Source organism: Rickettsia tillamookensis (assembly GCF_016743795.2).
In the GTDB taxonomy this organism is placed as follows: Bacteria; Pseudomonadota; Alphaproteobacteria; order Rickettsiales; family Rickettsiaceae; genus Rickettsia; species Rickettsia tillamookensis.
Map to the genome: position 1 here is coordinate 754,585 of NZ_CP060138.2, position 24,629 is coordinate 779,213.

Genomic DNA, 24,629 nt, shown 5'->3' on the forward strand with positions numbered 1-24,629 from the left:
CAAACCTCGCCCTATGATCAAAAAGCATATTCGGTGTCATGCCGTGGCTTGACCACGGCATCCAGAAAAATAATAAAAAATACTAATGACTATTAGTATTTTTAACTGGACCCCGTGGACAAGCCACGGGGTGACAGAGATGGAACTTATTCTATTATTCACGAAAAAAACTAAGTAACAAATGCTAATGCCGCATTTTCCGGTGCCGACCTGGAAAAATAATATTAAATATGATCTTGAAAATATAGCAAGACTTTTAAAAGCCTTAGGTAACCCTCATTTAAGACTTCCTCCCGTCATACATATAGCAGGTACAAACGGTAAAGGTTCAAGCAGTGCTATGCTTAAAAGCATCTTTACGCTTGCCGGTTATAAGGTACATTGCTATACATCTCCTCATTTATTAGAATTTAATGAACGAATCATAGTAGCAGGTGAGAAAATCTCGGATAACAAATTATGGCAGGTTTGTGAGGAGGTGAGGGTAGCAAGCGAAAAATTTAATATCGAGCCTAGCTTTTTTGAAGGTACTACGGCAGCAGCATTTCTAGCATTTGAGAAAACAAAAGCCGATATATTAATTTTAGAGACGGGACTAGGAGGTCGGTTAGACGCAACAAATATAGTAGAACGACCGTTAATTACTTTAATTACACCTATTTCATATGATCATATGAATATGCTGGGTAATACATTACCCCTAATAGCAGTTGAGAAGGCTGGTATTATGAAGTCTTGCGTTCCCTGCGTTATAAGTATGCAAGCTTTGGAAGTTTATGAAACATTATTTGCAAAGGCTGAAGAGTTAGAAGTACCGAGTTTTTGTTATGAATATGATTACGGTATTAAAAAGACGGACAATGGGTTTATTTATTCATCACGAAATTTTAGTTATGAGTTTCCGACTCCTTCGCTACTTGGTGATCATCAATTAATAAATGCTGCAAGCGTTATTGCTTTAATAAGTTTGATAAATAAACAATTTAATATTAGCAACGAAATTATCTCTAAAGGACTGCAAAATACTATTTGGCGGGCTAGAATCGAAAAAATAGAACCGAAAAAATATTCTAAATTAATAGGTGATAATGTTCAAATTTGGGTAGATGCAGCTCATAATAATAGCGGAGCTCAAGTTTTGACAAATTGGATTCGTGATAATTTAAAATCACCGATATATTTAATACTCGGTATGACTAAAAATAGGAATATCGAGGAATTTTGCTCCTACTTTAAGGGTTTGACAATTAAAGGTTACGGTGTTAAAGTTTTATCCGAACCACTAAGCCATAGTGCAGAAACAATAAATTTGGAAGGCAGAAAGAGCGGGATTGATTTTAGCGAAAGCGACTCACTCGAAGAAGCGATTAGTGATATAAAGAAGATAAACGGTGATAATAAAGCAAATATTATAATAACCGGATCGCTTTATTTAGCTTCCGATTTTTATAAATTGCTGCGTTAAACGTCATTGCGAGCAGCCGTAGGCTGCGTGGCAATCTCATGAAATAGTACTCCTGAGATTGCTTCGTCAAAATTTTCAATTTTTTTTCGCAATGACGTATTGATTCTCGCTATAAATATATAAAACCAACCTAGGAGAAAATAACATGACCTATTGCAACAAATCTAATCAAACCTCATATCCTTTTATCTTACCTGATTTACCTTATGACAAAGAGAGTTTTAAACCACATTTTACTCCCGAGACTTTTGATTATCATCATGGTAAACATCATAATGCTTATGTACAAAATCTAAACAATTTACTCAAAGATAAAGAAGAATTACAAAAAAAAGATTTAGAAGAAATAATAGAATGGTCATCTCAAAACTCAAATGCAGCTATTTTTAATAACGCAGCCCAAATATGGAATCATAGTTTTTTTTTGCATTCAATAAAGCCGCAGGGCGGAGGTAAGCCAAGCGGTAAAATATTAGAACAAATTAATAAAGATTTCGGTAGTTTTGAAGGATTTTGCGAACAGTTTAAGCAAGAGGCCGTAGGGCAGTTCGGTAGCGGCTGGGCATGGCTTGTATATCACGATAATAGGCTACAAATTATAAAAACCGCTAATGCCGGTACGCCTATAGCAAACGGTATGAAGCCGCTTCTTGCATGTGATGTATGGGAACATGCTTATTATATTGATTATCGTAACAAACGACCTGATTATGTTGACATATTTATTAAGCATATGATTAACTGGAAGTTTGTAGAAGATAACTTAATAAAATAAAACTATGGCTGATATAAAGGTAAGAAAACATCCTATTATTAATAATCTGAAGCAAGAGTCAAAAACTCCTTTAGTTAATGAGCAATCTGATACACCAGAGGAGTTAGAAGACCTAAAAAAAATTCAAAAGTCTTCTAGCAATCAAACAAAAACATTGCAGGAGTTAGAACAAGCACAGAAAGCTCCTATTAAATATATAGCTTTTAGTGGAGGGGGAGCTAAGGGAGCAATATATTCCGGAGCTTATGAAGCAGCTAAAAAAGCCGGTATTTTAGATAATGTCAAGGCGGTAGCCGGTTCTTCCGCCGGTGCTATAACTGCAGCAGTGGTAGCTCTTGGAACACCGTCTGAGCGATTTGAAGAAATTTCTAAAAATACAAATTTACAAACTTTGCTTGGAAAAAAAGGATTTTCTGCGGGTATAGTACAGTTAAATAAAGATGGTAAACCTTTATATGATTTATTAGAACTTGTTATTAAAGAAAATATAGGAAATTTTTTACAAAGATCAGATATAGTAAATGTTAAAGGTGATGAAGCTCTTGATGAATTAAGAGAAAGATACCAAGAAAACGGTAAGATATATTTTAAAGATATAGCGTTACTGCGAAAATACGATCCAGTGCAGTATAAGGATTTAGTAATTACGGCAACTCAGCAAGAGACAAGCGAACTAACTATTTTCAATAGCTTTGATACGCCAAATATTGAAATTGCTTTAGCTTGCCGTGCTTCTGCATCTATTCCGCTTGTTTTTGAGCCGGTAGAAATTGATGGTAAAAAATATGTTGACGGCGGATATAGAGATAATATACCGACAAAATATTTTAAAGGCAATGAACCGGAATTTGATATAAAAGAAGTAACTGATAATATGGAAGAAATTACCTTAGCTAAAAAGCAAGGTAGAACTCTAGCTATGGCTTTTGGCACGGGTATGGAAGCTGATGCAAATATTGCTATATATAGTGCAAAAAAATTTGAAAGCCCAAGTGATATCGTAAAGTTTTTAGCTGATGTATTATTTAAGACTCTTGCAAAAGTAGGAGGAAAATTTAAATATACCGAAACTCTAAGAGAAACTAATGAGCAGTTACGTGAAAATGCTTTAAACACTGTTGTTTTAGATACTGCCGGAATAGATACTTTGGATTTCAAAGATGCACAAAAATATTCTGATTATTTGCATATTAAAGGATATTGTCAAACTAGAGAACATTTGAATAATCATGACCTTGGCAAAGAAGCAGATAAAACATTTGACCATCAAAAATTTCTACTAAATGTTTATGAAGTTTATGATAATAAAAATCTACATAAAACATTTGGAACTAAATTATTAGAAATGTTTATTCCGTCAAAAGAAAATAATACTTCTAAATGGCAAGAAGGAGTTATTGAAAATCATGATGATAAAGCAAAAATGTTATTATCATTTTGTAAAACCGGAGCATTAAACGAAAAAGAATTAAATGAAAAGCTTAAAGAATATGTAATTATTGCTGCAACTAGTCGTAATAATACATTAAAAACCGATACAAACTCATTGAAAGCTTTGCTGTATACCTTAAACGATCCTGCTGCTTCAAGTAAAATAAAAGATAGTTTCATTGAGGTACTTGGAATAGACAAAAATAAAGATGTACGATTTGATAAAACTAAAACCTTTGATGAAAATATTGCTAAGTTTAAATTTACTAAACAAGATTTAGAAAGCTTTATAACTAAAAGTAAAAGCGAAGCACCAAAAATTCAAAGCAAACATAGTGTAGCCAGAAGTCATGCAAGTAGGGGGTGAATTAGGTGGTGTTATATGGTTCTATGTCATTCCCGCAAAGGCGGGAATCCAGTAAAACCTACAAAAAACTTGTTTTTTTAGGTTTATTTTTTCAATATTAAATGATTTTTTTGGATTCCTGCTTTCGCAGGAATGACATCAGTTTCAACAACATTAATCCTAAAAATGAATATCGGTAAATTTAAACTAATTGTTTTTGATGAAATAGACAGTACAAGCTCTGAGGCTATGAGAACTGCTAAAAGCGGACTAATTGATTCAAACTATGCAGTACTTGCTAAATCTCAAACCAAAGCACGAGGAAGAAGCGGTAAAAACTGGCAGTCTAGGGTAGGTAACTTACATGTAAGTTTACTAATAAAGCCTGATAAAGAGCTAGAATTATTACCGCAATTATCCTTTGTTGCAGCACTTGCTGTTTATGAGAGTATAGAATTGTTGACTATGTCATCCCGTGGCTCTCTATGTCATTCCCGCAAAAGCGGGAATCCAGAAAAATTTTTAAAAGAAATGGATTCCCGCTTTTGCGGGAATGACATAAGGCTAAAATGGCCCAATGATGTTTTAGTTAACGGTCGGAAAATTGCCGGTATACTTCTTGAATCTGTTAAAGTAGAAAATAATTATTACCTTATTATCGGTATAGGGATTAATATCACCTACCACCCTGATAATATTGATCAGCCTACTACTTGTTTAGTGAGCGAAAATCTACCACCTATAGAGCCGCAAGCTTTACTTGAAAAATTAATAGAGAATTTTGAAAAATATTATCAAATTTGGCATAATAACGGTTTTTCTTTTATTAGAAAAAAATGGTTAGAACATGCTTATAAGTTACATGAAAATATTAGCGTTAAATATCAAAATGATATAGTAACTGGTCTTTTTAAAGATATCGATAGTACCGGCAGAATAATATTGCAACTACCTTCCAAAAAAATAATCTCTTTTTCCACTGCCGAACTTTTCTTTTAGCAAAAATATTACTAAATTTAAATTGTAGATTTAATTTTTGTTAACTTCTACTTAAGCTCTAATTTAACAAGGTAATATTAATATGCCCCAAGAGAATAGTACTCCAAACTCTAGGTCTCAAGCATTTTTACAAAATGCATATGAGCAATTAAACGAATTTAAAAAACTTTCTTCTGATAATATCCGTACATTAATGCAAGATTTTCACAAAACCGAAAAAACTTTTAAATGTGCCTTATTTACCGGTAATAATAACGCATGTGAAGGATTATTAGAACTATATGATGCAGCAATAAAAAAAATTCCTAAGTATGAACTTCAAAATATAAATATAACCAAATTTAGAGATATTATGGTCTTAGTCGGAAGAGAATTTAAGAATGAAAAATGTATAAAAACTTCTTTATTGTCAATAGATATTGATGAAAAATTTCTCAAACCGAGTGTTGTTGCTCAAGTAAACACTATTAAAATATGTCAAAAGAAAAATAGTGAAAATCCTTTTGCAGCTAACGAGGATAAAATTATCGACGATTTTAATCTCACTCTTGATAGCCTCCCATGTATATATGTACCAATAGAATATTCAAAACTTGTATGCTTAATGGACGACGAAAATGAGGTTAAAATAATAACCTTAGAAGATAATTTTGATAAAATATTATAGGGATATAGATTATGAAACAAATCACTTATGATCAAGAAACTATAATATTAACCCCTGAATATTTATATAAAAAAGGTAACGAATCTTATCAAGAAGCTTTACTGGAAAAAGAGATTTCTAAGCAACAAGAATTATATACAAACTCTATATTGTATTTTCAAGGTGCTATGCTTTTAGGGAGTATAAAGGCTTTAGAGCAGCTAAGTATATTGTATAATCAAGAAAATAGCTTTGTAAATGATAAAGCAAGCTTAATTAAACTAAATAACTTTATAGATACTGTACGACAATTATCTGAAAAAGATTTAAGTATAGTTAATATTCGTAAATTTCCTATATCTGAGCTGGATAGGGGTATAATAAATACTCAAATTATTAAAAAAATAAAAGTAGATTGGCTTAACAATCCAACGCCTAAATGTTTAGTACTTACTAATTTAAAAACAGTGATGAAAGGGGTTAGTGAAAAATTGCCGGCTAATTATCGCCTAATTATTGATGAAATTGATTTTGAGTGTCTAAAAAATCCAATGAAATTTACTAGTCTAGAGATTCATAAAGCTATAGATCAAAATTTAAAGAATACCGAGCAGTTTAAAACTCATATAACATCTAAATCTAAATACGTTTATAAGGGCACTATACGAGATGAAATGGATATAAAATGTAATAAAACAAGTGATTTTGACTATCCTCCACTCGGTGATGGTACAGATTTTTGTACAATATCTTAAAAAAATAAAGGGATGAAATTTAATGATAAAAAAGAAAAATAAACAAATAGAAAAGAAACTACTCACTTCTTTTGAAATGTTACAAGAAGCATTATCAGATTATTTACAAAATGTTGAAATGCCTCTTACAAATTCAGGAAGCAATATACTAATAATAACAAACGATAATATAGACATTATAATTGAATTGCATAAAGAATTAAAAGAGGCGTTAGTTTGTGGTCAAGGAGATGCAGCTTACTATTTTGCTCAGTTTTATTATAATGGCTGGTTGGTAGAAAAAAATTATACTAAAGGAGATTTTATCCTAGAAATAGGGAAGAAACTTGATTCTATTAAATGTACAAATACTTCCTATAAAAGTGATAATGCTTTATCAGAAGAGTTTAAAAAATTAACTACCGTTTGTGCTAATTCTATTTTAAATACCAAAGGTATATATCAAATGGGCATTAATGATATAATGAAAAGTAATGCTGAATTTGCTTTCAATAAACATCTAATGAATACTAATTTAACAGATATACTCTGTATTCCAGAATCAACATTTTCGCCTATCTCTACTGTTTCAGCACCACTGCCAAATACTAATATTAACCACACTACTAAAACACAAGATACTAATGGCGAAATAAAACGCTCAACTAGTTATATCCCTTCAAGCTCTATCATTCATGATGCACCAAATGACCAAATTCTAACACTTGGTCAAGACAACTATTATAACAAACATGATAGCAGTGGATGTACTTGTTTAACGATGTAATATATTGTGGTATATATCTTGAAAAACAATAAAATCTTTTATCTATCACCGATAAATCAATTGCTTAAGGAAGGTTTAAGACAACAAGAAATATTTTTTGCTTTTCACGATAAATGGCCTTCCTATACTAAAAAAGCAGTTAATCTATTGTTTGAGTCAGCAGTAGAAAATTTAACCTGTGCGATGTTACTTGGTGAAGAAGAGGCGATATTGCCTCTATCTCAGCTTTATTATAGCGGTACTATTTACGATATTTTACCGGATTTAGTTTTTGGTGATTATATTATTTTAATAGGTCAAAAACTTGGATATAAATCATGCCAAAATATTTCTTTAAGAATGATTACTAATACTAAATGTTTAGAAAAACAGCTAGATAGTATCGCTATTACTATTACTTCTAATATGTTATTTTATCATCGTCATTTTAAATACATAGGTGATGAGATTAAAAAAAAATTATTAAAGACTGCAATGAGCAATTTAATAAAGTATGGCATTTTTGTAAATTTGAATATTCCTATTCAACATTATTATCTTTTGAAATGCCGGAAGAAGAAGCCGAAAAACTTGAAGAAGTACCTTTGATGGGTACAAAATCTACTGATGATAGTAAATGTTTGATATCTTGAATGTTTTTTCTATGTCTAGTTTTTTCGTCATTGCGAGGAAAAATTGAAAATTTTAACGAAGCAATCTCAGGATATTTGATGAGATTGCCACGCTCCTTTTAGTCGCTCGCAATGACGGAAAACCCCCCACCTCTTAGTGCTAGCATTTTTTCAGTTATATTATCTTAATGGACCCCACAAGTACAAGCCAGCGTTGTTGCATGGCTCAGCCTCGCCTTTGTCATCCCGTGATTTATTCACGGGATCCAGTTAAAAATACTAATATTAGTATTTTTAGTTGTTTTACTGGATACCGTGGACAAGCCACGGTATGACACCGAGCGGGTTTTTTGAGCCATGCAACAAAGCCGGTCAAGCCATGGGGTGACAACGGAAAATAGGTAATAAATATATGAAAAAAATAATCTACAGCAATCAAACTTTCGACAATATGGAAATAAAGTCCGTAACCGATAATGAGGTAGTAATTATCGGCTATGCGAGTGTTTATAATATTGCCGATCATCATAACGATTTAATTTCTAAAGGAGCTTTTGCAAATGCTTCTCACCATAACGTAAAATTTCTTTGGCAACATGACAGTAAAAAACCTATAGGAATTATTACTCATTTGGCTGAAGATGACCACGGTTTAAAAATGGAAGCAGTGATAAATAATAAAGTCAAAGCAGGAGTAGAAGCGATAGAGCTAATAAAGCAAGGAGCAATAGATGGATTATCTATAGGCTTTTATATAAAAAACTCGGTTTATAATGATGCAAGGCAGAGAGTAATTACCGAAGCAGAGCTTTTAGAGATAAGTATTGTTACTTTTCCTGCTAATCAGAGTGCTAAAATCTTATATATCACTAAAGGACAAGAAATAGAATATAACGATAAAATCAATGAGTTAGAGGAAAAGCTATATAATATGCAAAATATTTTAGAAAGACCAAATAGTGTAAATATAGAAGAACAGGAACAGAAAACAGCTTTCATTAATTATGTACGTAAAGGCGAAGATACCGGGCTTATGCAAAAATCATCCCTAAATAGTAGTACTGAAGCAGGCGGCGTTTTAATATTACAGACTTTATATAACAGTATTATCACCGAAATAAATGCTAGATCGCCAATGAGAGGACTTGCTTCGATTGAAACGATTTCTACAAATGCCCTTGATATAATAAGCGAGGACGGTAAATTTAGTAGTGGCTGGATTGGGGAGGTAGAAGCACGAGAAGAAACTCCGGCAGCGAAGTTAAAGCAACAGCGTATTTTTGTTCATGAGCTATATGCACAGCCGAAAGCTAGCCAAGCACTACTTGATGATGCGACTATCAGAGTCGAAAATTGGTTAGGTGAAAGATTGCGTGATAGTTTCGTTAAAATGGAAAATAATGCGTTTATAAATGGTGACGGTATAAAAAAAACCAGAGGTATTTTATCGCCTGACCATGATAAAATCGAGAAAGTTAAGATGGGTAATAAAATTACCGCCGATGGGCTGCTTGATTTTATAAATTCGCTTAAAGAAGAATATTTAACAAATGCAACTTTGCTAATGAATCGTATTACTTTGTCCGAAGTACAGAAGCTTAAAGATAATCAAGGGCGTTTTATTTGGCAGCAATCACTATCAGATTCGTTTAAGCAAACAGTATTTGGAATACCGGTAGTTTGTAGCTCCGATATGCCTCCTCTAGATAAAAAGGGAAATGCTATAGCGATAGGTGACTTTAAAACAGCCTATAAAATAGTAGATAGAAGCGGTATTAATATAATGCGTGATCCTTATACTGAAAAGCCTTTTGTAAAGTTTTATGCCGTAAAAAGAGTAGGGGGTGATGTAGTAAATCAAGAAGCTATTAAGATTGGTGTTTTTAATTAGATATACTCGTTTAATTTGAAAAATTGGCGTCGTTGTTTTATATTTTTTGATCCTCACGTACGTTTTATGTACGCTGCGGTCAAAAAATATAAAACGCCTTGCTCTTTTCCAAATTAAACTTCGTCTATCTAATTAAAGCCGTATTAGTATGATATCGAGGATTTCTTATGTTCAAAAAAAACAATTTTCAAATCATAAAAATATTTCCGCAAGAAGTGTGGAGTTTAGAGCAGGTAAAAAATTATATGCGGGTGGAGGCTAGTTATGACGATAATTTAATAGTCGGATTAATTGATGCGGCAATCACAGCAGCAGAGAATTTTACTAAGCTAAATTTTATCTCAAAACAAATCAAGTTTATTTGTAATATTTCAGGAAAAAAAGAGTTTTTATTTAAATATAACCCATTACTAAAAATAACAAACATAAAGAAAAAATTTAAAGACCAAGAAAATGACTTATCGGCATATGATTATGCGATTGAGCAGAATCTTTTAACTCTAAGTAAAGCATTAAGTAATGAAGAGCTGACGGTAGAATATATAAGCGGTTACGATAAAAATAATATTCCGCATGCTATAAAACATGGGATTATGCTACATATTGCCGAAATGTATGACCGTCAAGCTACGAATTGTATCGGGCTTTCCAAAGAGGTAAAAAATTTATATTTGCCATATAGGAATATACAAATTTAGGGAATATGGCATTTATTGTCATACCGTGGCTTGTCCACGGTATCCAGTTAAATAACCTGATAAAAAGACTGGATGCCGTGGACAAGCCACGGCATGACCCCTTACTTAATTTAAAAGGTAATAAAATGACAAAAACAGTAGTGAAAAATTTTCAGCATCAAATTAAATTTTTAGAAAATATTGCGGGAGAGGGGATGGAGGAGGATAGATGGGTAGAGAAATTAACAAGCTATGCCGAAATCAAACCGTTATGCGATAGCAAATTTCTTGCTCTAGAAAATATAAGCTTTGGACATATAATAACGGAAGGATATTTTTTATTTAGAATAAGATTTATTAAAAATGTCACTACTAAAATGCGTATTTTATTTAAAGAACGGGAATTTGAAATTAAACGGATTATTAATGTTGAAGAAAAAAGCAAATTTTTAAATATAATAGCGTTGGAAATTTATGTATCATGATTTTATCTATAATTTTCAGTTAAGTTTGTATAAATTACTTATAAACGATAATGAAATAAAAACTAAAATTAATAAAATATATTTTTCCGTTGTTCAGGATGCAAAATGTCCATTTTTGCTTGTTAATATATTAAATGTTAATAATATATCGACTAATGTACAAAATATAATGCAGTTGGAATTTGAAATATGTATCTTTACTAATGATAAAAATCGTAATATTGCTCTAAGCCTTGCTAGTAAAATAAGCGATAAAATAGAGCATCACTCATTTGAAAATGTTGCAGGTATAAAAGTAAATAAAATAGAATTTCAAACTAGCAAAGACTTAGTCAGTACAAAACTGGTAATGAATTATCAGACATTGTTGAAAGGTTCTAGGTGTCATACTTAGTTCAGCATTGTCTGCGTAGATACCTAATTGTCATTGCGAGGAGCCGTAGGCGACGAGGCAATCCAGCAAAAATAATAAAAAAATACTAATTTATAGCATTTTTTACTGGATTGCTTCGTTAATTACTTCTTAATTTCCTCGCAATGACGAAAAATGTGACATTAGTTAATGTTATTAAAACAAAAAATAGGAGTATAAAATGCATTTAATCGCAGGGCTGGATATAAGTAGCCTATTAAAATCAAGAAAGAAATTTGAAGAGTTTCGTAAACATTTAGATACTGAGCAGAATAAAGCAGGAAGTATTCAGGCTTTTGAGTTTTGCTATGAAGTGGCATGGAAAATGATGAAACGCTTTTGTGAAAAATCCGGCAAAACACCTTATATTTTAAAGGATGTATTTCGGGAAGCAGCGGTTAGCGGGTTGATTTCAGACCCAACACGATGGTTTAAGTTTATAGAGATTCGTAATATTACTGTTCATACTTATAATGAAAAAAACGTAGAACTAGTAATTAGTATTTTTGATGATTTTGCCGATGCTGTGGATGAACTTATAAAAAATTTGGAGAAATATAGTGGTTCAGATTGAAAAGCAAGATTTGTTAATATTGCACACCATATTAAGTAAATATCCTTATAAGTTTTATGCTTACGGTTCAAGGGTTAAAGATAATCATAAAAAATTCTCCGATCTTGATCTTTGTATTATGGATAATATTAGCGATGATATGCTGTTTGAAATCCAGGATGCTTTGCAAGAATCTGATATATCAATACATATAGATATAAAAAGATGGAATATAGATATGAATGAAGATTTTCGCTCTTTAATTAAAAGTGATCTTATTCTTTTTAAATAATAGCCCAGGTATCTTATGAATTTTCACGATATACGTATGCCGGAATTTATTGAAAGTTTTGCGGTCGGAAAGACGGAATTTTCTACTTCTCACGCTATAACTAAATCAGGTAGAGAAGCAAGACATTTAGACCGCAATTACGGTTGCCAAAAATATTTAATCAAAAATGCTAGATTAAGTAGCTCTGAATTTGAGCAGTTTAATAGCTTTTTTAAAGCAAGACGTGGAAGTAATTTTGCTTTTAGGTTTAGGGATTATGCCGATTATAAAGTAACGAACGGAATGATTGCTAAGGGTGACGACAATTTAAATAAATTTCAGCTAAAGAATATATATAGCGATTCTATTGCTCCTTACGAACGAGTTATCACTAAACCGGTTAATAATAGTGTAATTCTATATATTAATAATGTAAGAGCTATGGGCATTGTAGATTACAACGATGGTATAGTGACCTTACCAAGCCCCTTAGGTCAAGATGTAATTTTAACTGCTGATTTTACTTTTGACGTAGCAGTTAGATTTAGTATAGATAGTTTTGAATATTCTTATTGTAATGACGGTTCTATAGAATTATCCAACATAGAGTTAGTGGAGGTAGCTATACTCGTTTAATTTGAAAAATTGGCGGCGTTACTTCTCGCTTATAATCCTCACGTATTATATATACGCTGCGGTTATAAGCTTCAAAGTGCCTTGCTCTTTTCCAAATTAAACTTCGTCTATCTGCTTTATTATTTATCAGGAATATATATGAGTATTTTATCATCTAATAATATTGAAGAAGTAATTACAAAGCTTACAAATTTTGTTTATTGTTTTCAAATTAAGCTAGCTAGCGGTGAGGAATTAAACTTAACAAATAATGACTATGCTATAAAAAATGAAGAGAGAGTTTTTTTACCAAATTCCGGTTTAGATTTAAAAGAAGCAGAATTTAACGATTCCGCACAAAACCATATAATCATTGAAGGTATTTTTGAAGAAAACGGCATTACGACGGCAATGGATTTAAATAATGCTATTGTTAAAATAATAATATATACTGACAAGCTTTTTGAACATTTCGTTACATATTATTGCACTTTATATACAAAATACGATTTAAACTTTAAAATACATTTAAAACCCGAAACAGTAAAATATAATCAGACTGTAATTAATCGATATAGCAAAACATGTAGAGCAGTTTTTGGAGATAGTAAATGCAAAATAGATAAAGCTTTATATAGCGGCATATATAAGGTTAAAGAAATGCTCAAGGAAAGTTTAAGAATACTAGATTTAGATAAAGAAAACGGCTATTATAACGGCGGTCAAATTATATTCGGCGAAAATCGTTTTAACAGTAAAGTTCTAAGTAATTTCGGTGATTTGATTATATTAGAGGATATTATACCGGATGCTGCCAAAGATGCCGAGGAAGTAAAAATTATTGCCGGATGTGATAAAAATTTTATAAGCTGTTGCAATAAATTTAATAATGCTATAAATTTTAGGGGCGAACCGCTAATACCAAAAAAAGATTTTATAAATTTAGTATAATCAATGAAACAAAGTTTTATAAAACTAGTATATGCAGAGCTAAAGAATATAATAAATATGAAAAGCTCCAAACAACAGCAAAAAAAGAAACGCAATTAATTGATTATTTTAAAATAGTTGAAAGTAATATATTATATACATTTCAAAAAATAAAAAAGGAATATGAAAGAGACTAAACGTTTTTTTAACAAAAATAATAGATTAAATAAAGGTTATGCTAAGACTTTTAGTGTCAATGAGCCTGATAATAATTTTTACCGTAAAAAATTTGAACATATATTACCGCCAATTGATTTAATCAGTGAGTATGAGAATATTTATCCCGGTACTTTACAGGAATTAATGCATATGGCACAAAAAGAACAAGCTCATAAGCATGCTATAGACCTAAAAAACTTAAAAATACAGGAAAGAGTCGCTAAATTAACACGAATCTGTTTATTAATATTTGGAATTTGCCTTGTAGTTTCAATTTTTTTTAAAACTTTCTAAATAAAATTAAAGATAAAATATTTTATTTACTTGTAATTTTAAATAAAATAAGTTAAATGCAATATATATTTATTTATAAACATAATACGGAGAAATTTTATTTCTAAAAATAATTTTCCTAAGGCTAATAGAGAAATCAGAGCTAGAGAAGTTCGTCTAGTAGGCGAAAACGGCGAAATGCACGGCGTCGTAAATATTAGAGAAGCATTAGATATGGCGGAAAGAGCCAGCCTTGACTTAGTCGAGATATCACCGAATGCTGTACCCCCTGTCTGTAAAATTCTAGATTTTGGTAAGTTTAAGTACGAAAGCAAAAAGCGTTTGCATGAAGCACGCAAAAAGCAAAAAATCGTCGTACTTAAAGAAATGAAATTTAAACCTAATATTAGTATAGGTGATTTTGAAACTAAACTAAGAAAAATAAAAGAATTTTTAAAAGACGGAGATAAAGTAAAAATTTCTTTATGGTTTAAGGGACGAGAGATTCTTCATAAAGAAGTCGGTCAAGAACTATTTAAACGTATAGAAGTAGGGCTCGAAGGACTCATTAAAATCGATCAGCATGCTAAAATGGAAGGTAAGCAGATGATAATGATAGTTAGCCCTGATATTAAGGTGTGATATCTACTCAAGTTGTCATTGTGATGCGTGGATACTGAATCGTCATTGCGAGGAAAAATTGAAAATTTTGACGAAGCAATCTCGTGCTAAAGGTCTGAGATTGCCATGTCGATGCTACGCTTCTCCTCGCAATGACGATAAAAAATACCTACCACAACTAAACAATAATAAAAACTAAAAACAAATTATGCCGATTAAAATTTTAATGCCTGCTTTATCTCCAACTATGACGGAAGGAAATCTAGCTAGGTGGTTAAAAAAAGAAGGGGATAAAGTTAATCCCGGGGAAGTAATTGCCGAAATTGAAACCGATAAAGCAACGATGGAAGTAGAAGCAGTAGACGAAGGTATACTTGCCAAAATAGTTATCCCACAAAATAGTCAAAATGTACCTGTTAACTCTTTAATTGCCGTGTTAAGTGAAGAGGGAGAAGAAAAAGCGGACATTGATGCGTTTATTGCAAAAAATAATAGTGTATCACCGTCACCGAAAACAGATGCTAACCTTCCAAAACCCCACGAGAATATAGCTAAGGTAGAAGAACAGGTAGCAGTTATAAAACATGATGCTAGTAAAATATTCGCCTCACCTCTTGCAAAAAGACTTGCAAAAATGGGAAATATTAGACTTGAGAGCGTGAAAGGTAGCGGTCCGCACGGTAGAATAGTCAAACAAGATATCTTATCATATACTCCTAACACTGTTCATAATAAAATAGTTAGTAGAAATCCTGAAGAATATCGTTTAGTACCAAATAATAATATCCGCAAGATTATAGCTAAGCGTCTGCTTGAATCTAAACAAACAGTTCCACATTTTTATTTATCTATAGACTGTAATGTCGATAAATTGTTAGATATAAGAGAAGACATTAATAAATCTTTTTCTGAAGATAAATCAACAAGGATATCGGTTAATGATTTTATTATTTTAGCAGTAGCCAAAGCTTTACAAGAAGTACCAAATGCCAATGCTAGCTGGGGAGAAGATGCAATTAGATATTACAATAATGTCGATATTTCAGTAGCGGTAGCGATTGAGAACGGGCTTGTTACGCCGATAGTTAAAAATGCCAATCAAAAAAACATTATAGAGCTATCTCGTGAAATGAAAGAATTAATAAAGAAAGCAAAAGATAATAAATTAACTCCTGAAGAATTTCAGGGCGGAGGGTTTACCATTTCTAACCTCGGTATGTACGGTATTAAGAATTTCAATGCTATAATTAACCCACCGCAAAGTTGTATAATGGGCGTCGGAGCTAGTGCAAAACGTGCTATAGTCAAGAATGATAAAGTAATTATAGCAACAATTATGGACGTAACTCTTTCTGCCGATCATCGAGTAGTAGACGGAGCAGTCGGTGCTGAGTTTTTGGCAGCATTTAAGAAGTTTATAGAAAGTCCCGCTTTGATGCTGATATAAATCGTCATTGCGAGTAGGCATATCCAAACCGTCATTGCGAGCAGCCATAGGCTGCGTGGCAATCTCATGAAGCAGTACAAAATTCCTGAGATTGCCACGTCAAGGCTCCGCCTTTCCTCGCAATGACGTTAAAACTAACCTCACCCATAAATAAATCAAAAATAACACAAAAATAACATGAGTTTTTCAGATAATTTAGCAAAAATTTTAGATAAATATGAAAATTTAGGCAAAAAACTATCTTCCGGCATTATGGGAGACGAGTTTGTTAAGGCATCTAAAGAATATGCCGAACTTGAAGATGTTGTAGCAAAAATTAAAGAATATAATAAAGCTAAATCTGAGCTTGAAGAAGCAAATAATTTTAAGCTAGAAGTGGGGCTTGATAATGCCACTTTAGAAATGATTGAAGACGAAATACACACTCTTGAAAATTCGTTACCAAAACTTGAAAGAGCTGTAAAAATTGCTTTATTACCGAAAGATGATGCGGATAGTAAAAGTGCTATTATTGAAGTTAGAGCAGGAAGCGGCGGAGAAGAAGCCGCACTTTTTGCTGCCGTACTTTTCAATATGTACCAACGATATGCCGAGTTAAAAGGATGGCGTTTCGAGATATTAGCAATTTCCGATACGGGAATAGGCGGTTATAAAGAAGCATCTGCGTCGATAAAAGGTAAAGATGTATTCTCTAAACTAAAATTTGAGTCAGGCGTTCATAGAGTGCAGAGAGTACCGGAAACGGAATCACAAGGACGTATTCATACTTCAGCAGCAACGGTTGCAGTACTTCCTGAGGCTGAAGAGGTTGATATTAAAATTGAAGATAAAGACTTAAGAATCGATACTTATAGAGCTTCAGGGGCTGGTGGGCAGCATGTTAATACTACCGATTCTGCCGTACGTATAACCCATATCCCTACCGGTATTACCGTAGCCTTGCAAGATGAGAAGTCACAGCATAAAAATAAGGCAAAAGCATTAAAAATTCTACGTGCTAGAATTTATGAGGAAGAACGCCGCAAAAAAGAACAAGAAAGAGCCGACAGTAGACGAGGGCAGGTAGGTTCGGGAGATCGTTCGGAACGGATACGTACTTATAATTTCCCACAGGGAAGAGTATCCGACCATAGAATAAATTTAACACTTTATAAGATAGACGAAGTAGTTAAAAATGGACAATTAGATGAGTTTGTTGAAGCTTTAATTGCGGATGATGAGGCTAAGAAACTTTCGGAGATATAAAACTAAAGTATGAATACAAAAAAAAATCAAGAAAGTATAACAATATATACATATAATGAGCAAGGTAAGGCTACTATAACCCTAGGAAAAGTAGAAATAATACAAGCATTTTGTTCTAATAATAGTTTAAATAGCGATGAATTAATGCTGCGAGATGAAACAGCAAAAAAAAGTAATCAAAACTTCGATAAACATTTACATAAAAGCGAAAACTTAGAAGCAATTGAATTAGCAAGTATATCTAATACGAGCTCATCAGAAGAATACAGTAACAATGACACTAGTAGTCAAACAAAAATTCTAACTTTAGAAGAGGAAAGTGATTGCGGTACGTTTGATTGTATGGGTAAAAATAACGATTTCTGTTGTGTAATTATCTAAAAACTTAAATAATCATGAAGCTACAAGCATCTATAAACGGTAAAATCTGGCAACAGAAACTGATTAACGAAGATATAGTCACCGAGTTATGTCGTAGTTTCAAAATTAGTGATTTACTGGCTAGAATAGTATCATTAAGAGTAAATAATCTAGAGGAAGTAGAAAATTTTTTGATACCGAAAATCAAAAATTTATTACCTAATCCTTTTCATCTACTCGATATGGAAAAGGCTGTAGATAGAACAGTTAAAGCTATTTTAAATAACCAAAAAATATGTATCTTTGCCGATTATGATGTGGATGGTGCTACTTCAGCCGCTTTACTTAAAAATATTTTTAGAGATTTAAATATAATATGTGATATTTATGTTCCTGATCGTATAGCTGAAGGATACGGTCCAACTCCTTTTGCTATGCAAAAAATTAAAGATAACGGCACAGAATTATTAATTACGGTTGATTGCGGTGCTATGGCACATGAAGCCCTAAAATACGCAAAAGATGTTAACCTTGATGTTATAGTAATCGATCATCATATAGCTACGGAAATATTACCTGATGCAGTAGCTATAGTAAATCCAAATCGTATTGATGAAAAAAGCGAATATAAACATTTGGCAGCTGTAGGAGTTGCTTTCTTATTTGCAACTGCAATATTATCAAATTTAAAGAAGCAAAATTATTTCACGCAAACAATGCTTCAGCCTAATCTAATGAAGTATCTAGATTTAGTGGCTCTTGGTACTGTTTGCGATATGATGAAATTAACAGGCTTAAATCGTGCATTTGTCGCAAGCGGATTGAAAGTAATGCAACAAAGGCAAAATATAGGGATTAAAACATTATATGATATGGCAGGGCTTAATGAAATACCGAAATGCTATCATTTAGGGTTTATTCTAGGTCCGCGTATCAATGCAGGCGGTAGAGTAGGAAAGTCAAGTTTAGGGGCTAATCTCCTATCTACTAGCTGTTCTAATGAAGCAAATAAATTAGCTGAAGAACTTGAAAAACATAATAATGAGCGTAAAGTAATTGAGTTATTGATGATAGAAGAGGCAACAGAAATTGCTTTAACTCAACAAGATAGTAGTTTATTATTTATCGTAAAAGAAGGATGGCATCCAGGTGTTATAGGAATCGTTGCCGGTAGATTAAAAGAAAAATTTGATAAGCCGGTAGCGGTTATAGCTTTGAATGACGGAATCGGTAAAGCTTCCTGCCGTTCTATTTTAGGTATTGATTTCGGTGCTGAGATTATCAATGCTAAAAGCAAAGATTTGCTAATAGCAGGCGGAGGTCACGCTATGGCAGCGGGTTTTACCGTCACTGCTGAAAAATTACAAGAATTGCAGAATTTTTTTAATAATGCTTTTAGAATTAGTATAAATAAACTAGAAAATTATAAGCATGCGGAATATGATATTGATTTAACGGTTAATAGTGTGAATTTCCCTTTAATGGAGGAATTAAACACTTTAGAACCTTTCGGTCAAGGAAATCATGAGCCTATATTTAAATTCGATGATTTATTTGTATTAAAAGCAGATATCGTTGGAAGTAAGCATATTAAATGTATGCTTGTTCCAAATAAGCGAGGCTTTGGTAATAAAGCTTTGTCTGCTATTGCTTTTAATTCGGTAGGAACTTCATTTGAAGATGTTTTATTAAGCCCTAAAGCAAAGAATATTGCTGCAATAGGAACGTTAAAAACCAATAATTGGCAAGATAATTATACTATTCAATTAATTATAAAAGATATACTTCTTAGAGAGTAGATGGCGATACCCGAACCGTCATTGCGAGGAGCGAAGCGACGTGGCAATCTCATCAAATATCCTGAGATTGCTTCGTTGAAACTTTCAATTTCTTCTCGCAATGACGGTTCGGGTATCCACACAATACCAAGAATAAATAGACAACTATATATAATAACAACTTAAAAATAATATTTATGAGCGATTTAAAGAAAACAAAAATTTCTAAAGACTTAGCAGAAGTACAAGAGCATTATCAAGATTATCCTTATCCTTTCAGAGACCCCAATCAAGAAAAAGAACGTTTACTTGCAATTTGCGGTGAGTTCTTAGGAGAATTAAACCATTTTCTATATAAAGGAAAAGAAAATTTTAATAACGGTTTTAGATGCTTAATAGCCGGCGGCGGTACAGGTGATTCAACTATTTATCTTGCTGAACAGTTAAAAGATAAAAAAAATGCTGAAATAATATATCTAGATTTCAGCAAGCCTAGCATGGAAGTAGCACAAAAACGTGCAGAAGTACGAGGCCTTAAAAATATCAAATGGATTAATGATTCAATATTAAATATACCTAATTTAAAACTTGGAAAATTCGATTATATAAACTGTACCGGTGTACTTCATCATTTAGCAAATCCTGACGAAGGCTTAAAAAATCTAAAGGACTCTTTAAAGCCGACCGGCGGTATGGGTTTAATGGTATATGCTAAATACGGACGTACCGGTGTTTATCAAATTCAGGATTTAATGAAAATGATAAATAAAGATACTAAAAACCGCGTTGAAGAAGTAATGAACGGGAAGCTAATTCTAGATAATTTGCCTGCTACTAACTGGTATAAAAGAGGCTGGGAATTATTTTCAGATTACCAAAATTTTGGTGACGTTGGAGTTTATGATATGTTCCTACACAAACAGGATAGAGCCTATTCCGTTCCTGAGTTATATGAATTCGTAGAAAAAGCAGGCTTAAATTTTGTTGATTATCTTGATCCTTTAGAGAAAATTTTGCTTAGACCTGAAAATTATATAAAAGATTTTTCACTTCTGCAAAAAGTTAAAAAGATGGATAAAGTAACTAGAGAAGCAATTTCCGAAATACTTACCGGTAATATTATTAAACATTCATTTTACGTATCAAATCAAAAAGATAGTGTAGCCTCTCTTGATGACCTTGATAATATACCGTACTTCCATAATATTGCCAATTTTGCTAAACAAATTTATGAGCATTTAGAATCTAATCCTTCAGCAGTAAATAATGCTATTAATTTTACTATTAATAATGGAATATTAAATAATGTTAATATCTCAATGTCTATATTTAGAAGCACTAAATATATTTTTAAATATATGGTAGAAGAGAAAAGTTTAAGAGAAATATTTGATGCAGTACGTAGTGAATTAAATCAAGAAATAAGCAATGAAGCATTATTAAATGAAGTTAAAAACGTTTTCACTCCATTACTTAATTCAAATGTGTTATTGTTAAAATCGAAAGATTTGTAAAAATTTGTCATACTACGATTTAATTGATTTTGTTGTCTGGTTCAGTTTTTTTATTGTCATCCCGTGATTTATTCACGGGATCCAGTTAAAAATACTAATAATATTAGTATTTTTAATTGTTTTACTGGATACCGTGGACAAGCCACGGTATGACACCCAGCAGGTTTCTCGAGCCATACAACAAGACCAATACCTGCTAATAATGACGATTTGAGTTGACAATGTGCTATTACGTTGTTAGTATGCTTTTACATACATAAACAGCTCTTATAAGCTAACAAGATAAATAATTCTTCAAACCACAAGAATAAATAAAATTTTCTAAAAATCTAATTTGATTCCTAATTTAAATAAGTATATTACTTACCTTTAAACTTAATTGCTAACTCAACTTTTCAATTATAATCTATTAATAATAAAATAATGAACACAACTAATAAAGAATCTACAGAAGAACTTAACAATACCGAATCCAATAACAATCATAATAATTTTGCAGAAAACGGTAATATTATTAATTTAAAACAATTAAAACGTAAATTACCGGAGGAACTACAAGCTCAAGCAGAAGAATTAAAAATTGAAAATATTAATTCATTACTTAAACAAGAATTAGTTTTTGCAATTTTGAAAAAATCCGTAGAGCAGGGAGGTTTAATAGTAGGAGAGGGAGTACTTGAAGTACTACCTGACGGATTTGGTTTTTTACGTTCGCCAGAAGTAAACTATTTAGCAGGTCCTGATGATATTTATATTTCTCCTAGTCAAATTCGTCGTTTTGGTCTGCGTACCGGTGATACGGTAGAAGGTCAGATCAGAGCTCCAAAAGCCGGAGAACGTTATTTTGCTTTACTGAAAGTCAATAGAGTAAATTTTGAAGACCCTTCTAAAGCTTATCATCGTGTTCATTTTGATAATTTAACTCCCTTATATCCTGATGAAAAATTAGGATTAGAACTTGAAAATAATAGTAAAGATAGTAAGGATTTTAGTACAAGGGTTATTGAACTTGTTGCCCCTATGGGTAAAGGACAACGTGCATTAATAGTAGCACCGCCTCGTACAGGTAAAACCGTATTATTACAAAATATAGCACATGCAATTACAACTAATAATCCGGAAGTATTTTTAATAGTACTGTTAATAGACGAAAGACCTGAAGAAGTAACCGATATGCAACGTTCCGTGCGTGGAGAGGTTGTTAGCTCTACTTTCGATGAACCGGCAAGTAGGCACGTGCAGCTTGCAGAAATGGTTATTGAAAAAGCAAAGCGTTTAGTAGAACATAAAAAAGACGTGGTAATTTTAGTAGATGCGATAACACGACTCGCTCGTGCTTATAATACCGTAGTGCCGTCATCAGGGAAAGTATTAACGGGCGGCGTTGATGCTAATGCACTACAAAGACCGAAAAGATTTTTCGGAGCAGCAAGAAATATCGAAAATGGCGGTTCGCTTACTATAATCGGTACGGCTTTAATTGAAACCGGTTCTCGTATGGATGAAGTAATTTTTGAAGAATTTAAAGGTACAGGTAATTCTGAGATAGTTCTAGACCGTAAGATTGCCGATAAGCGTATTTATCCGGCTATTGATATAACTAGATCAGGAACTAGAAAAGAAGATTTATTAGTAGATAAAATAATATTAAATAAAATGTGGGTTCTTCGTCGTATTATCGACCCGATGGGTAGCAGTGAGGCAATAGAATTTTTACTCAAAAAACTTGAAAATACTAAAACTAACGGTGAGTTTTTTGAGATGATGAAGAGTCCTGAACGCCCTAAAAACGGTTTATAGTCGTATCGTCATTGCGAGGAAAAATTGAAAATTTTGACGAAGCAATCTCAGGATATTTGACGAGATTGCCACGCAGCCTACGGCTTGCTCGCAATGACGTTGATTATACTAATTAAAAACATAAAAAATCATGAGTATAACACCTGATTATTTAATTGAAAGAAGACAAATAAAATCTCGTTTGTTAATTTGGAAACTAGCAGCTATTATTTTAATTGCTATCGTATTCTTACTAGTAGGTAAAGATTTTGCTCCAAAAGAGGTTTTACCTATTAATAGTAATGAAGACTATATAGCTTCCGTATTAATAGACGAGATAATTCTTGAAGACGAAAAGCGTGACAAAAAGCTTAAAAAAATAATCGATGATTCTCATATTAAAGCATTAATAGTTAACGTAAATTCTCCCGGCGGTACAGTAGTCGGCTCTGAAAAAATTTATAATATCTTACGTAAAATATCCGAGAAAAAGCCGGTAGTAATCGTTATGGGAACAATGGCTGCAAGCGGCGGTTATTTAATTTCTCTCGGAGGTGATTATATTGTCAGTCATAACGGAACTATTACGGGTTCAATCGGTGTAATACTACAAACAGCCGAGGTAACGGAGCTTGCTCAAAAGCTAGGAATTAAGTTTAATAATTTCAAATCAGGTGAATTAAAAGCTGTCCCAAATCCTACCGAAAAACTGACAGAAGCAGTGCGGATAGCCATTATGGAAAATATAGAAGATACTTATAATTTTTTCCTTGAACTTGTTTCAGAGAGACGTAATCTTCCTATAGAAGAAGTAAAAAAGCTCGCAGACGGACGAATATATTCAGGTCGTCAGGCTTTAAAGTTAAAGCTTGTGGATGCTATAGGCTCGGAAGATACTGCATTAAAATGGTTCCAGGAAGTTAAGAAAATTAATGCTAATCTACTAGTTAAAGATTATCAATTAAAACCAAAACCAAAATTAATGGACATAATACTTGAAGATTTTGATAGTATAGCACCTAGTTTTTTTAAAAATAGTTTTAACGGAATCAAAGCGATTTTTTAATAATGGTTACTAAGAATTATTTAATAGATAAAGTACATGATAAGCTGAATTATCTTTCCAAAGAAGATGTTAAAGATTCAGTAGATTTAATCTTAGATTATTTAAGTCAGTCTCTCAAAGAACAAGAACGTATCGAAATCAGAAATTTCGGTAATTTCTCTATCCGCAAACGTAAATTCTCTGAAAGTGAAAAATTTTATAACACGGTTTATTACCGAATGCCTAAAAATTTATTTAAGGAGTAGATAAGTTATGGAATGGTCTAAATATAATGTTAGAGAGAAGTGGAAAATAATAAAAAGCATGGTACTACATAATAATATTTTTTCCATGGCTCTTCATATTGAAGATTTAGAACTCTTCAAAAAAATATTATCGATAGATGGGAAGCTGGTTATTCAAGCACTTAATATAGACCCTCTTATGTATCACGATATTATAGGTAATGGGAAATATGATTCTTTTTTTGAAGCATTATATAATTACTTAAATGATAGTAAACCAGCAATCATGCCTTTAGTATCTAATAAAAAAGAATATTATCCTATTTTTGAAGAAGTATGTAATGAATCTTTAAAGGAAAAAATATCATTAATAATGACATATTTAGAAAAAGAATCTGATGATCACCCTAGATGGGAATATGAAGAAACTTTAGAATATTATTTAGAAACTAGAAAAAATTATGATAAGCCTAAA

General features: G+C 32.2%; 26 protein-coding genes and 2 pseudogenes. 27 read left to right on the top strand and 1 reads right to left on the bottom strand.

Features of this window, described 5'->3' with window-relative positions; all coding sequences use genetic code 11:
* Window positions 1-181 precede the first annotated feature (181 nt).
* From H6P87_RS03625 to rho, 24 genes are all read left to right on the top strand, one after another.
* Window positions 182-1,465, top strand: a complete 1,284-nt coding sequence (locus tag H6P87_RS03625; protein ID WP_202068263.1) for a folylpolyglutamate synthase/dihydrofolate synthase family protein — start codon at window positions 182-184, stop codon at window positions 1,463-1,465.
* A gap of 145 nt (window positions 1,466-1,610) precedes the next feature.
* Window positions 1,611-2,240, top strand: coding sequence for a superoxide dismutase (locus H6P87_RS03630; RefSeq protein ID WP_202068265.1), 630 nt, complete (start codon window positions 1,611-1,613; stop codon window positions 2,238-2,240).
* 4 nt (window positions 2,241-2,244) lie between these two features.
* Entirely contained in the window at window positions 2,245-4,038 is a 1,794-nt protein-coding gene (locus tag H6P87_RS03635; RefSeq protein WP_202068267.1) for a patatin-like phospholipase family protein, read from the top strand.
* Between the two features lie 165 nt (window positions 4,039-4,203).
* Window positions 4,204-5,016 carry a biotin--[acetyl-CoA-carboxylase] ligase gene (locus tag H6P87_RS03640; RefSeq protein WP_202070104.1) on the top strand — a complete coding sequence of 271 codons (813 nt, stop codon included), beginning with the start codon at window positions 4,204-4,206 and terminating at the stop codon, window positions 5,014-5,016.
* 82 nt (window positions 5,017-5,098) lie between these two features.
* Complete coding sequence (locus H6P87_RS03645; protein ID WP_246437669.1) at window positions 5,099-5,683, top strand: hypothetical protein; 585 nt, start codon at window positions 5,099-5,101, stop codon at window positions 5,681-5,683.
* 11 nt (window positions 5,684-5,694) lie between these two features.
* A complete protein-coding gene (locus H6P87_RS03650; RefSeq protein ID WP_202068269.1) occupies window positions 5,695-6,417 on the top strand; it encodes a hypothetical protein in 723 nt (240 codons plus the stop codon).
* A gap of 22 nt (window positions 6,418-6,439) precedes the next feature.
* Window positions 6,440-7,183, top strand: a complete 744-nt coding sequence (locus H6P87_RS03655; protein WP_202068271.1) for a hypothetical protein — start codon at window positions 6,440-6,442, stop codon at window positions 7,181-7,183.
* Window positions 7,184-7,201: 18 nt separating this feature from the next.
* Window positions 7,202-7,771 carry a hypothetical protein gene (locus H6P87_RS03660; RefSeq protein ID WP_246437672.1) on the top strand — a complete coding sequence of 190 codons (570 nt, stop codon included), beginning with the start codon at window positions 7,202-7,204 and terminating at the stop codon, window positions 7,769-7,771.
* Between the two features lie 435 nt (window positions 7,772-8,206).
* On the top strand, window positions 8,207-9,685 hold the full coding sequence (locus tag H6P87_RS03665; protein ID WP_202068273.1) for a phage major capsid protein: 1,479 nt from the start codon (window positions 8,207-8,209) through the stop codon (window positions 9,683-9,685).
* 167 nt (window positions 9,686-9,852) lie between these two features.
* Entirely contained in the window at window positions 9,853-10,383 is a 531-nt protein-coding gene (locus tag H6P87_RS03670) for a head-tail connector protein (protein ID WP_202068275.1), read from the top strand.
* A gap of 5 nt (window positions 10,384-10,388) precedes the next feature.
* Complete coding sequence (locus tag H6P87_RS03675; protein ID WP_246437675.1) at window positions 10,389-10,847, top strand: phage head closure protein; 459 nt, start codon at window positions 10,389-10,391, stop codon at window positions 10,845-10,847.
* Complete coding sequence (locus H6P87_RS03680) at window positions 10,837-11,241, top strand: hypothetical protein (protein WP_202068277.1); 405 nt, start codon at window positions 10,837-10,839, stop codon at window positions 11,239-11,241. Before H6P87_RS03675 ends, H6P87_RS03680 begins: the two co-directional genes overlap by 11 nt.
* 199 nt (window positions 11,242-11,440) lie before the next feature.
* Window positions 11,441-11,833 carry an HI0074 family nucleotidyltransferase substrate-binding subunit gene (locus H6P87_RS03685; RefSeq protein WP_202068279.1) on the top strand — a complete coding sequence of 131 codons (393 nt, stop codon included), beginning with the start codon at window positions 11,441-11,443 and terminating at the stop codon, window positions 11,831-11,833.
* Window positions 11,820-12,104 (top strand): nucleotidyltransferase domain-containing protein, encoded by a 285-nt coding sequence (locus tag H6P87_RS03690; RefSeq protein WP_202068281.1) that lies wholly within the window; start codon window positions 11,820-11,822, stop codon window positions 12,102-12,104. The genes H6P87_RS03685 and H6P87_RS03690 overlap by 14 nt, the downstream gene beginning before the upstream one ends.
* Window positions 12,105-12,119: 15 nt before the next feature.
* Window positions 12,120-12,719 carry a phage distal tail protein, Rcc01695 family gene (locus tag H6P87_RS03695; protein ID WP_202068283.1) on the top strand — a complete coding sequence of 200 codons (600 nt, stop codon included), beginning with the start codon at window positions 12,120-12,122 and terminating at the stop codon, window positions 12,717-12,719.
* Window positions 12,720-12,857: 138 nt separating this feature from the next.
* A complete protein-coding gene (locus tag H6P87_RS03700) occupies window positions 12,858-13,649 on the top strand; it encodes a DUF2163 domain-containing protein (RefSeq protein ID WP_202068285.1) in 792 nt (263 codons plus the stop codon).
* A 162-nt stretch (window positions 13,650-13,811) separates the two neighbouring features.
* Window positions 13,812-14,141: a DUF2335 domain-containing protein gene (locus H6P87_RS03705; RefSeq protein WP_202068287.1), complete on the top strand. Its 330-nt coding sequence runs from the start codon at window positions 13,812-13,814 to the stop codon at window positions 14,139-14,141.
* Window positions 14,142-14,276: 135 nt separating this feature from the next.
* On the top strand, window positions 14,277-14,762 hold the full coding sequence (infC, locus tag H6P87_RS03710; RefSeq protein ID WP_246438114.1) for a translation initiation factor IF-3: 486 nt from the start codon (window positions 14,277-14,279) through the stop codon (window positions 14,760-14,762).
* Window positions 14,763-14,949: 187 nt separating this feature from the next.
* The gene (locus tag H6P87_RS03715; protein WP_202068289.1) at window positions 14,950-16,188 is read left to right on the top strand and encodes a pyruvate dehydrogenase complex dihydrolipoamide acetyltransferase; all 1,239 of its coding nucleotides are present in this window, start codon (window positions 14,950-14,952) and stop codon (window positions 16,186-16,188) included.
* Window positions 16,189-16,365: 177 nt separating this feature from the next.
* Window positions 16,366-17,433, top strand: coding sequence for a peptide chain release factor 1 (gene prfA, locus H6P87_RS03720; protein WP_011271091.1), 1,068 nt, complete (start codon window positions 16,366-16,368; stop codon window positions 17,431-17,433).
* Between the two features lie 9 nt (window positions 17,434-17,442).
* On the top strand, window positions 17,443-17,814 hold the full coding sequence (locus H6P87_RS03725; RefSeq protein ID WP_202068291.1) for a hypothetical protein: 372 nt from the start codon (window positions 17,443-17,445) through the stop codon (window positions 17,812-17,814).
* Between the two features lie 14 nt (window positions 17,815-17,828).
* Complete coding sequence (recJ, locus tag H6P87_RS03730) at window positions 17,829-19,592, top strand: single-stranded-DNA-specific exonuclease RecJ (protein WP_202068293.1); 1,764 nt, start codon at window positions 17,829-17,831, stop codon at window positions 19,590-19,592.
* Between the two features lie 176 nt (window positions 19,593-19,768).
* Window positions 19,769-21,085, top strand: a complete 1,317-nt coding sequence (locus H6P87_RS03735; RefSeq protein ID WP_202068295.1) for a class I SAM-dependent methyltransferase — start codon at window positions 19,769-19,771, stop codon at window positions 21,083-21,085.
* A 423-nt stretch (window positions 21,086-21,508) separates the two neighbouring features.
* Window positions 21,509-22,885, top strand: a complete 1,377-nt coding sequence (gene rho, locus H6P87_RS03740) for a transcription termination factor Rho (protein WP_011271094.1) — start codon at window positions 21,509-21,511, stop codon at window positions 22,883-22,885.
* Here rho and H6P87_RS07540 read toward each other — a convergent pair.
* Window positions 22,886-22,984, bottom strand: a pseudogene (locus tag H6P87_RS07540) (octaprenyl-diphosphate synthase); the annotation flags it as partial.
* A 31-nt stretch (window positions 22,985-23,015) separates the two neighbouring features.
* Here H6P87_RS07540 and sppA point away from each other — a divergent pair.
* The 3 genes and pseudogenes from sppA to H6P87_RS07325 all read left to right on the top strand — a co-directional run.
* Window positions 23,016-23,930 carry a signal peptide peptidase SppA gene (gene sppA, locus H6P87_RS03745; RefSeq protein WP_202068303.1) on the top strand — a complete coding sequence of 305 codons (915 nt, stop codon included), beginning with the start codon at window positions 23,016-23,018 and terminating at the stop codon, window positions 23,928-23,930.
* Window positions 23,931-23,932: 2 nt separating this feature from the next.
* Window positions 23,933-24,175, top strand: a complete 243-nt coding sequence (locus tag H6P87_RS03750) for an HU family DNA-binding protein (protein WP_202068305.1) — start codon at window positions 23,933-23,935, stop codon at window positions 24,173-24,175.
* Between the two features lie 85 nt (window positions 24,176-24,260).
* Window positions 24,261-24,455, top strand: a pseudogene (locus H6P87_RS07325) (hypothetical protein); the annotation flags it as partial.
* Between the last annotated feature and the right edge of the window lie 174 nt (window positions 24,456-24,629).

What these genes read in the sequence shown, in the direction of transcription:
- H6P87_RS03685 (WP_202068279.1), top strand. Translation starts at nt 11,441, where the DNA reads ATGCATTTAATCGCAGGGCTGGATATAAGTAGCCTATTAAAATCAAGA.
- H6P87_RS03725 (WP_202068291.1), top strand. Translation starts at nt 17,443, where the DNA reads ATGAATACAAAAAAAAATCAAGAAAGTATAACAATATATACATATAAT.
- H6P87_RS03670 (WP_202068275.1), top strand. Translation starts at nt 9,853, where the DNA reads ATGTTCAAAAAAAACAATTTTCAAATCATAAAAATATTTCCGCAAGAA.
- H6P87_RS03625 (WP_202068263.1), top strand. Translation starts at nt 182, where the DNA reads ATGCTAATGCCGCATTTTCCGGTGCCGACCTGGAAAAATAATATTAAA.
- H6P87_RS03735 (WP_202068295.1), top strand. Translation starts at nt 19,769, where the DNA reads ATGAGCGATTTAAAGAAAACAAAAATTTCTAAAGACTTAGCAGAAGTA.
- H6P87_RS03655 (WP_202068271.1), top strand. Translation starts at nt 6,440, where the DNA reads ATGATAAAAAAGAAAAATAAACAAATAGAAAAGAAACTACTCACTTCT.
- rho (WP_011271094.1), top strand. Translation starts at nt 21,509, where the DNA reads ATGAACACAACTAATAAAGAATCTACAGAAGAACTTAACAATACCGAA.
- sppA (WP_202068303.1), top strand. Translation starts at nt 23,016, where the DNA reads ATGAGTATAACACCTGATTATTTAATTGAAAGAAGACAAATAAAATCT.
- H6P87_RS03635 (WP_202068267.1), top strand. Translation starts at nt 2,245, where the DNA reads ATGGCTGATATAAAGGTAAGAAAACATCCTATTATTAATAATCTGAAG.
- H6P87_RS03700 (WP_202068285.1), top strand. Translation starts at nt 12,858, where the DNA reads ATGAGTATTTTATCATCTAATAATATTGAAGAAGTAATTACAAAGCTT.
- H6P87_RS03695 (WP_202068283.1), top strand. Translation starts at nt 12,120, where the DNA reads ATGAATTTTCACGATATACGTATGCCGGAATTTATTGAAAGTTTTGCG.
- H6P87_RS03650 (WP_202068269.1), top strand. Translation starts at nt 5,695, where the DNA reads ATGAAACAAATCACTTATGATCAAGAAACTATAATATTAACCCCTGAA.
- H6P87_RS03675 (WP_246437675.1), top strand. Translation starts at nt 10,389, where the DNA reads ATGGCATTTATTGTCATACCGTGGCTTGTCCACGGTATCCAGTTAAAT.
- prfA (WP_011271091.1), top strand. Translation starts at nt 16,366, where the DNA reads ATGAGTTTTTCAGATAATTTAGCAAAAATTTTAGATAAATATGAAAAT.
- H6P87_RS03645 (WP_246437669.1), top strand. Translation starts at nt 5,099, where the DNA reads ATGCCCCAAGAGAATAGTACTCCAAACTCTAGGTCTCAAGCATTTTTA.
- H6P87_RS03630 (WP_202068265.1), top strand. Translation starts at nt 1,611, where the DNA reads ATGACCTATTGCAACAAATCTAATCAAACCTCATATCCTTTTATCTTA.
- H6P87_RS03640 (WP_202070104.1), top strand. Translation starts at nt 4,204, where the DNA reads ATGAATATCGGTAAATTTAAACTAATTGTTTTTGATGAAATAGACAGT.
- H6P87_RS03750 (WP_202068305.1), top strand. Translation starts at nt 23,933, where the DNA reads ATGGTTACTAAGAATTATTTAATAGATAAAGTACATGATAAGCTGAAT.
- H6P87_RS03705 (WP_202068287.1), top strand. Translation starts at nt 13,812, where the DNA reads ATGAAAGAGACTAAACGTTTTTTTAACAAAAATAATAGATTAAATAAA.
- H6P87_RS03715 (WP_202068289.1), top strand. Translation starts at nt 14,950, where the DNA reads ATGCCGATTAAAATTTTAATGCCTGCTTTATCTCCAACTATGACGGAA.
- recJ (WP_202068293.1), top strand. Translation starts at nt 17,829, where the DNA reads ATGAAGCTACAAGCATCTATAAACGGTAAAATCTGGCAACAGAAACTG.
- H6P87_RS03680 (WP_202068277.1), top strand. Translation starts at nt 10,837, where the DNA reads ATGTATCATGATTTTATCTATAATTTTCAGTTAAGTTTGTATAAATTA.
- H6P87_RS03665 (WP_202068273.1), top strand. Translation starts at nt 8,207, where the DNA reads ATGAAAAAAATAATCTACAGCAATCAAACTTTCGACAATATGGAAATA.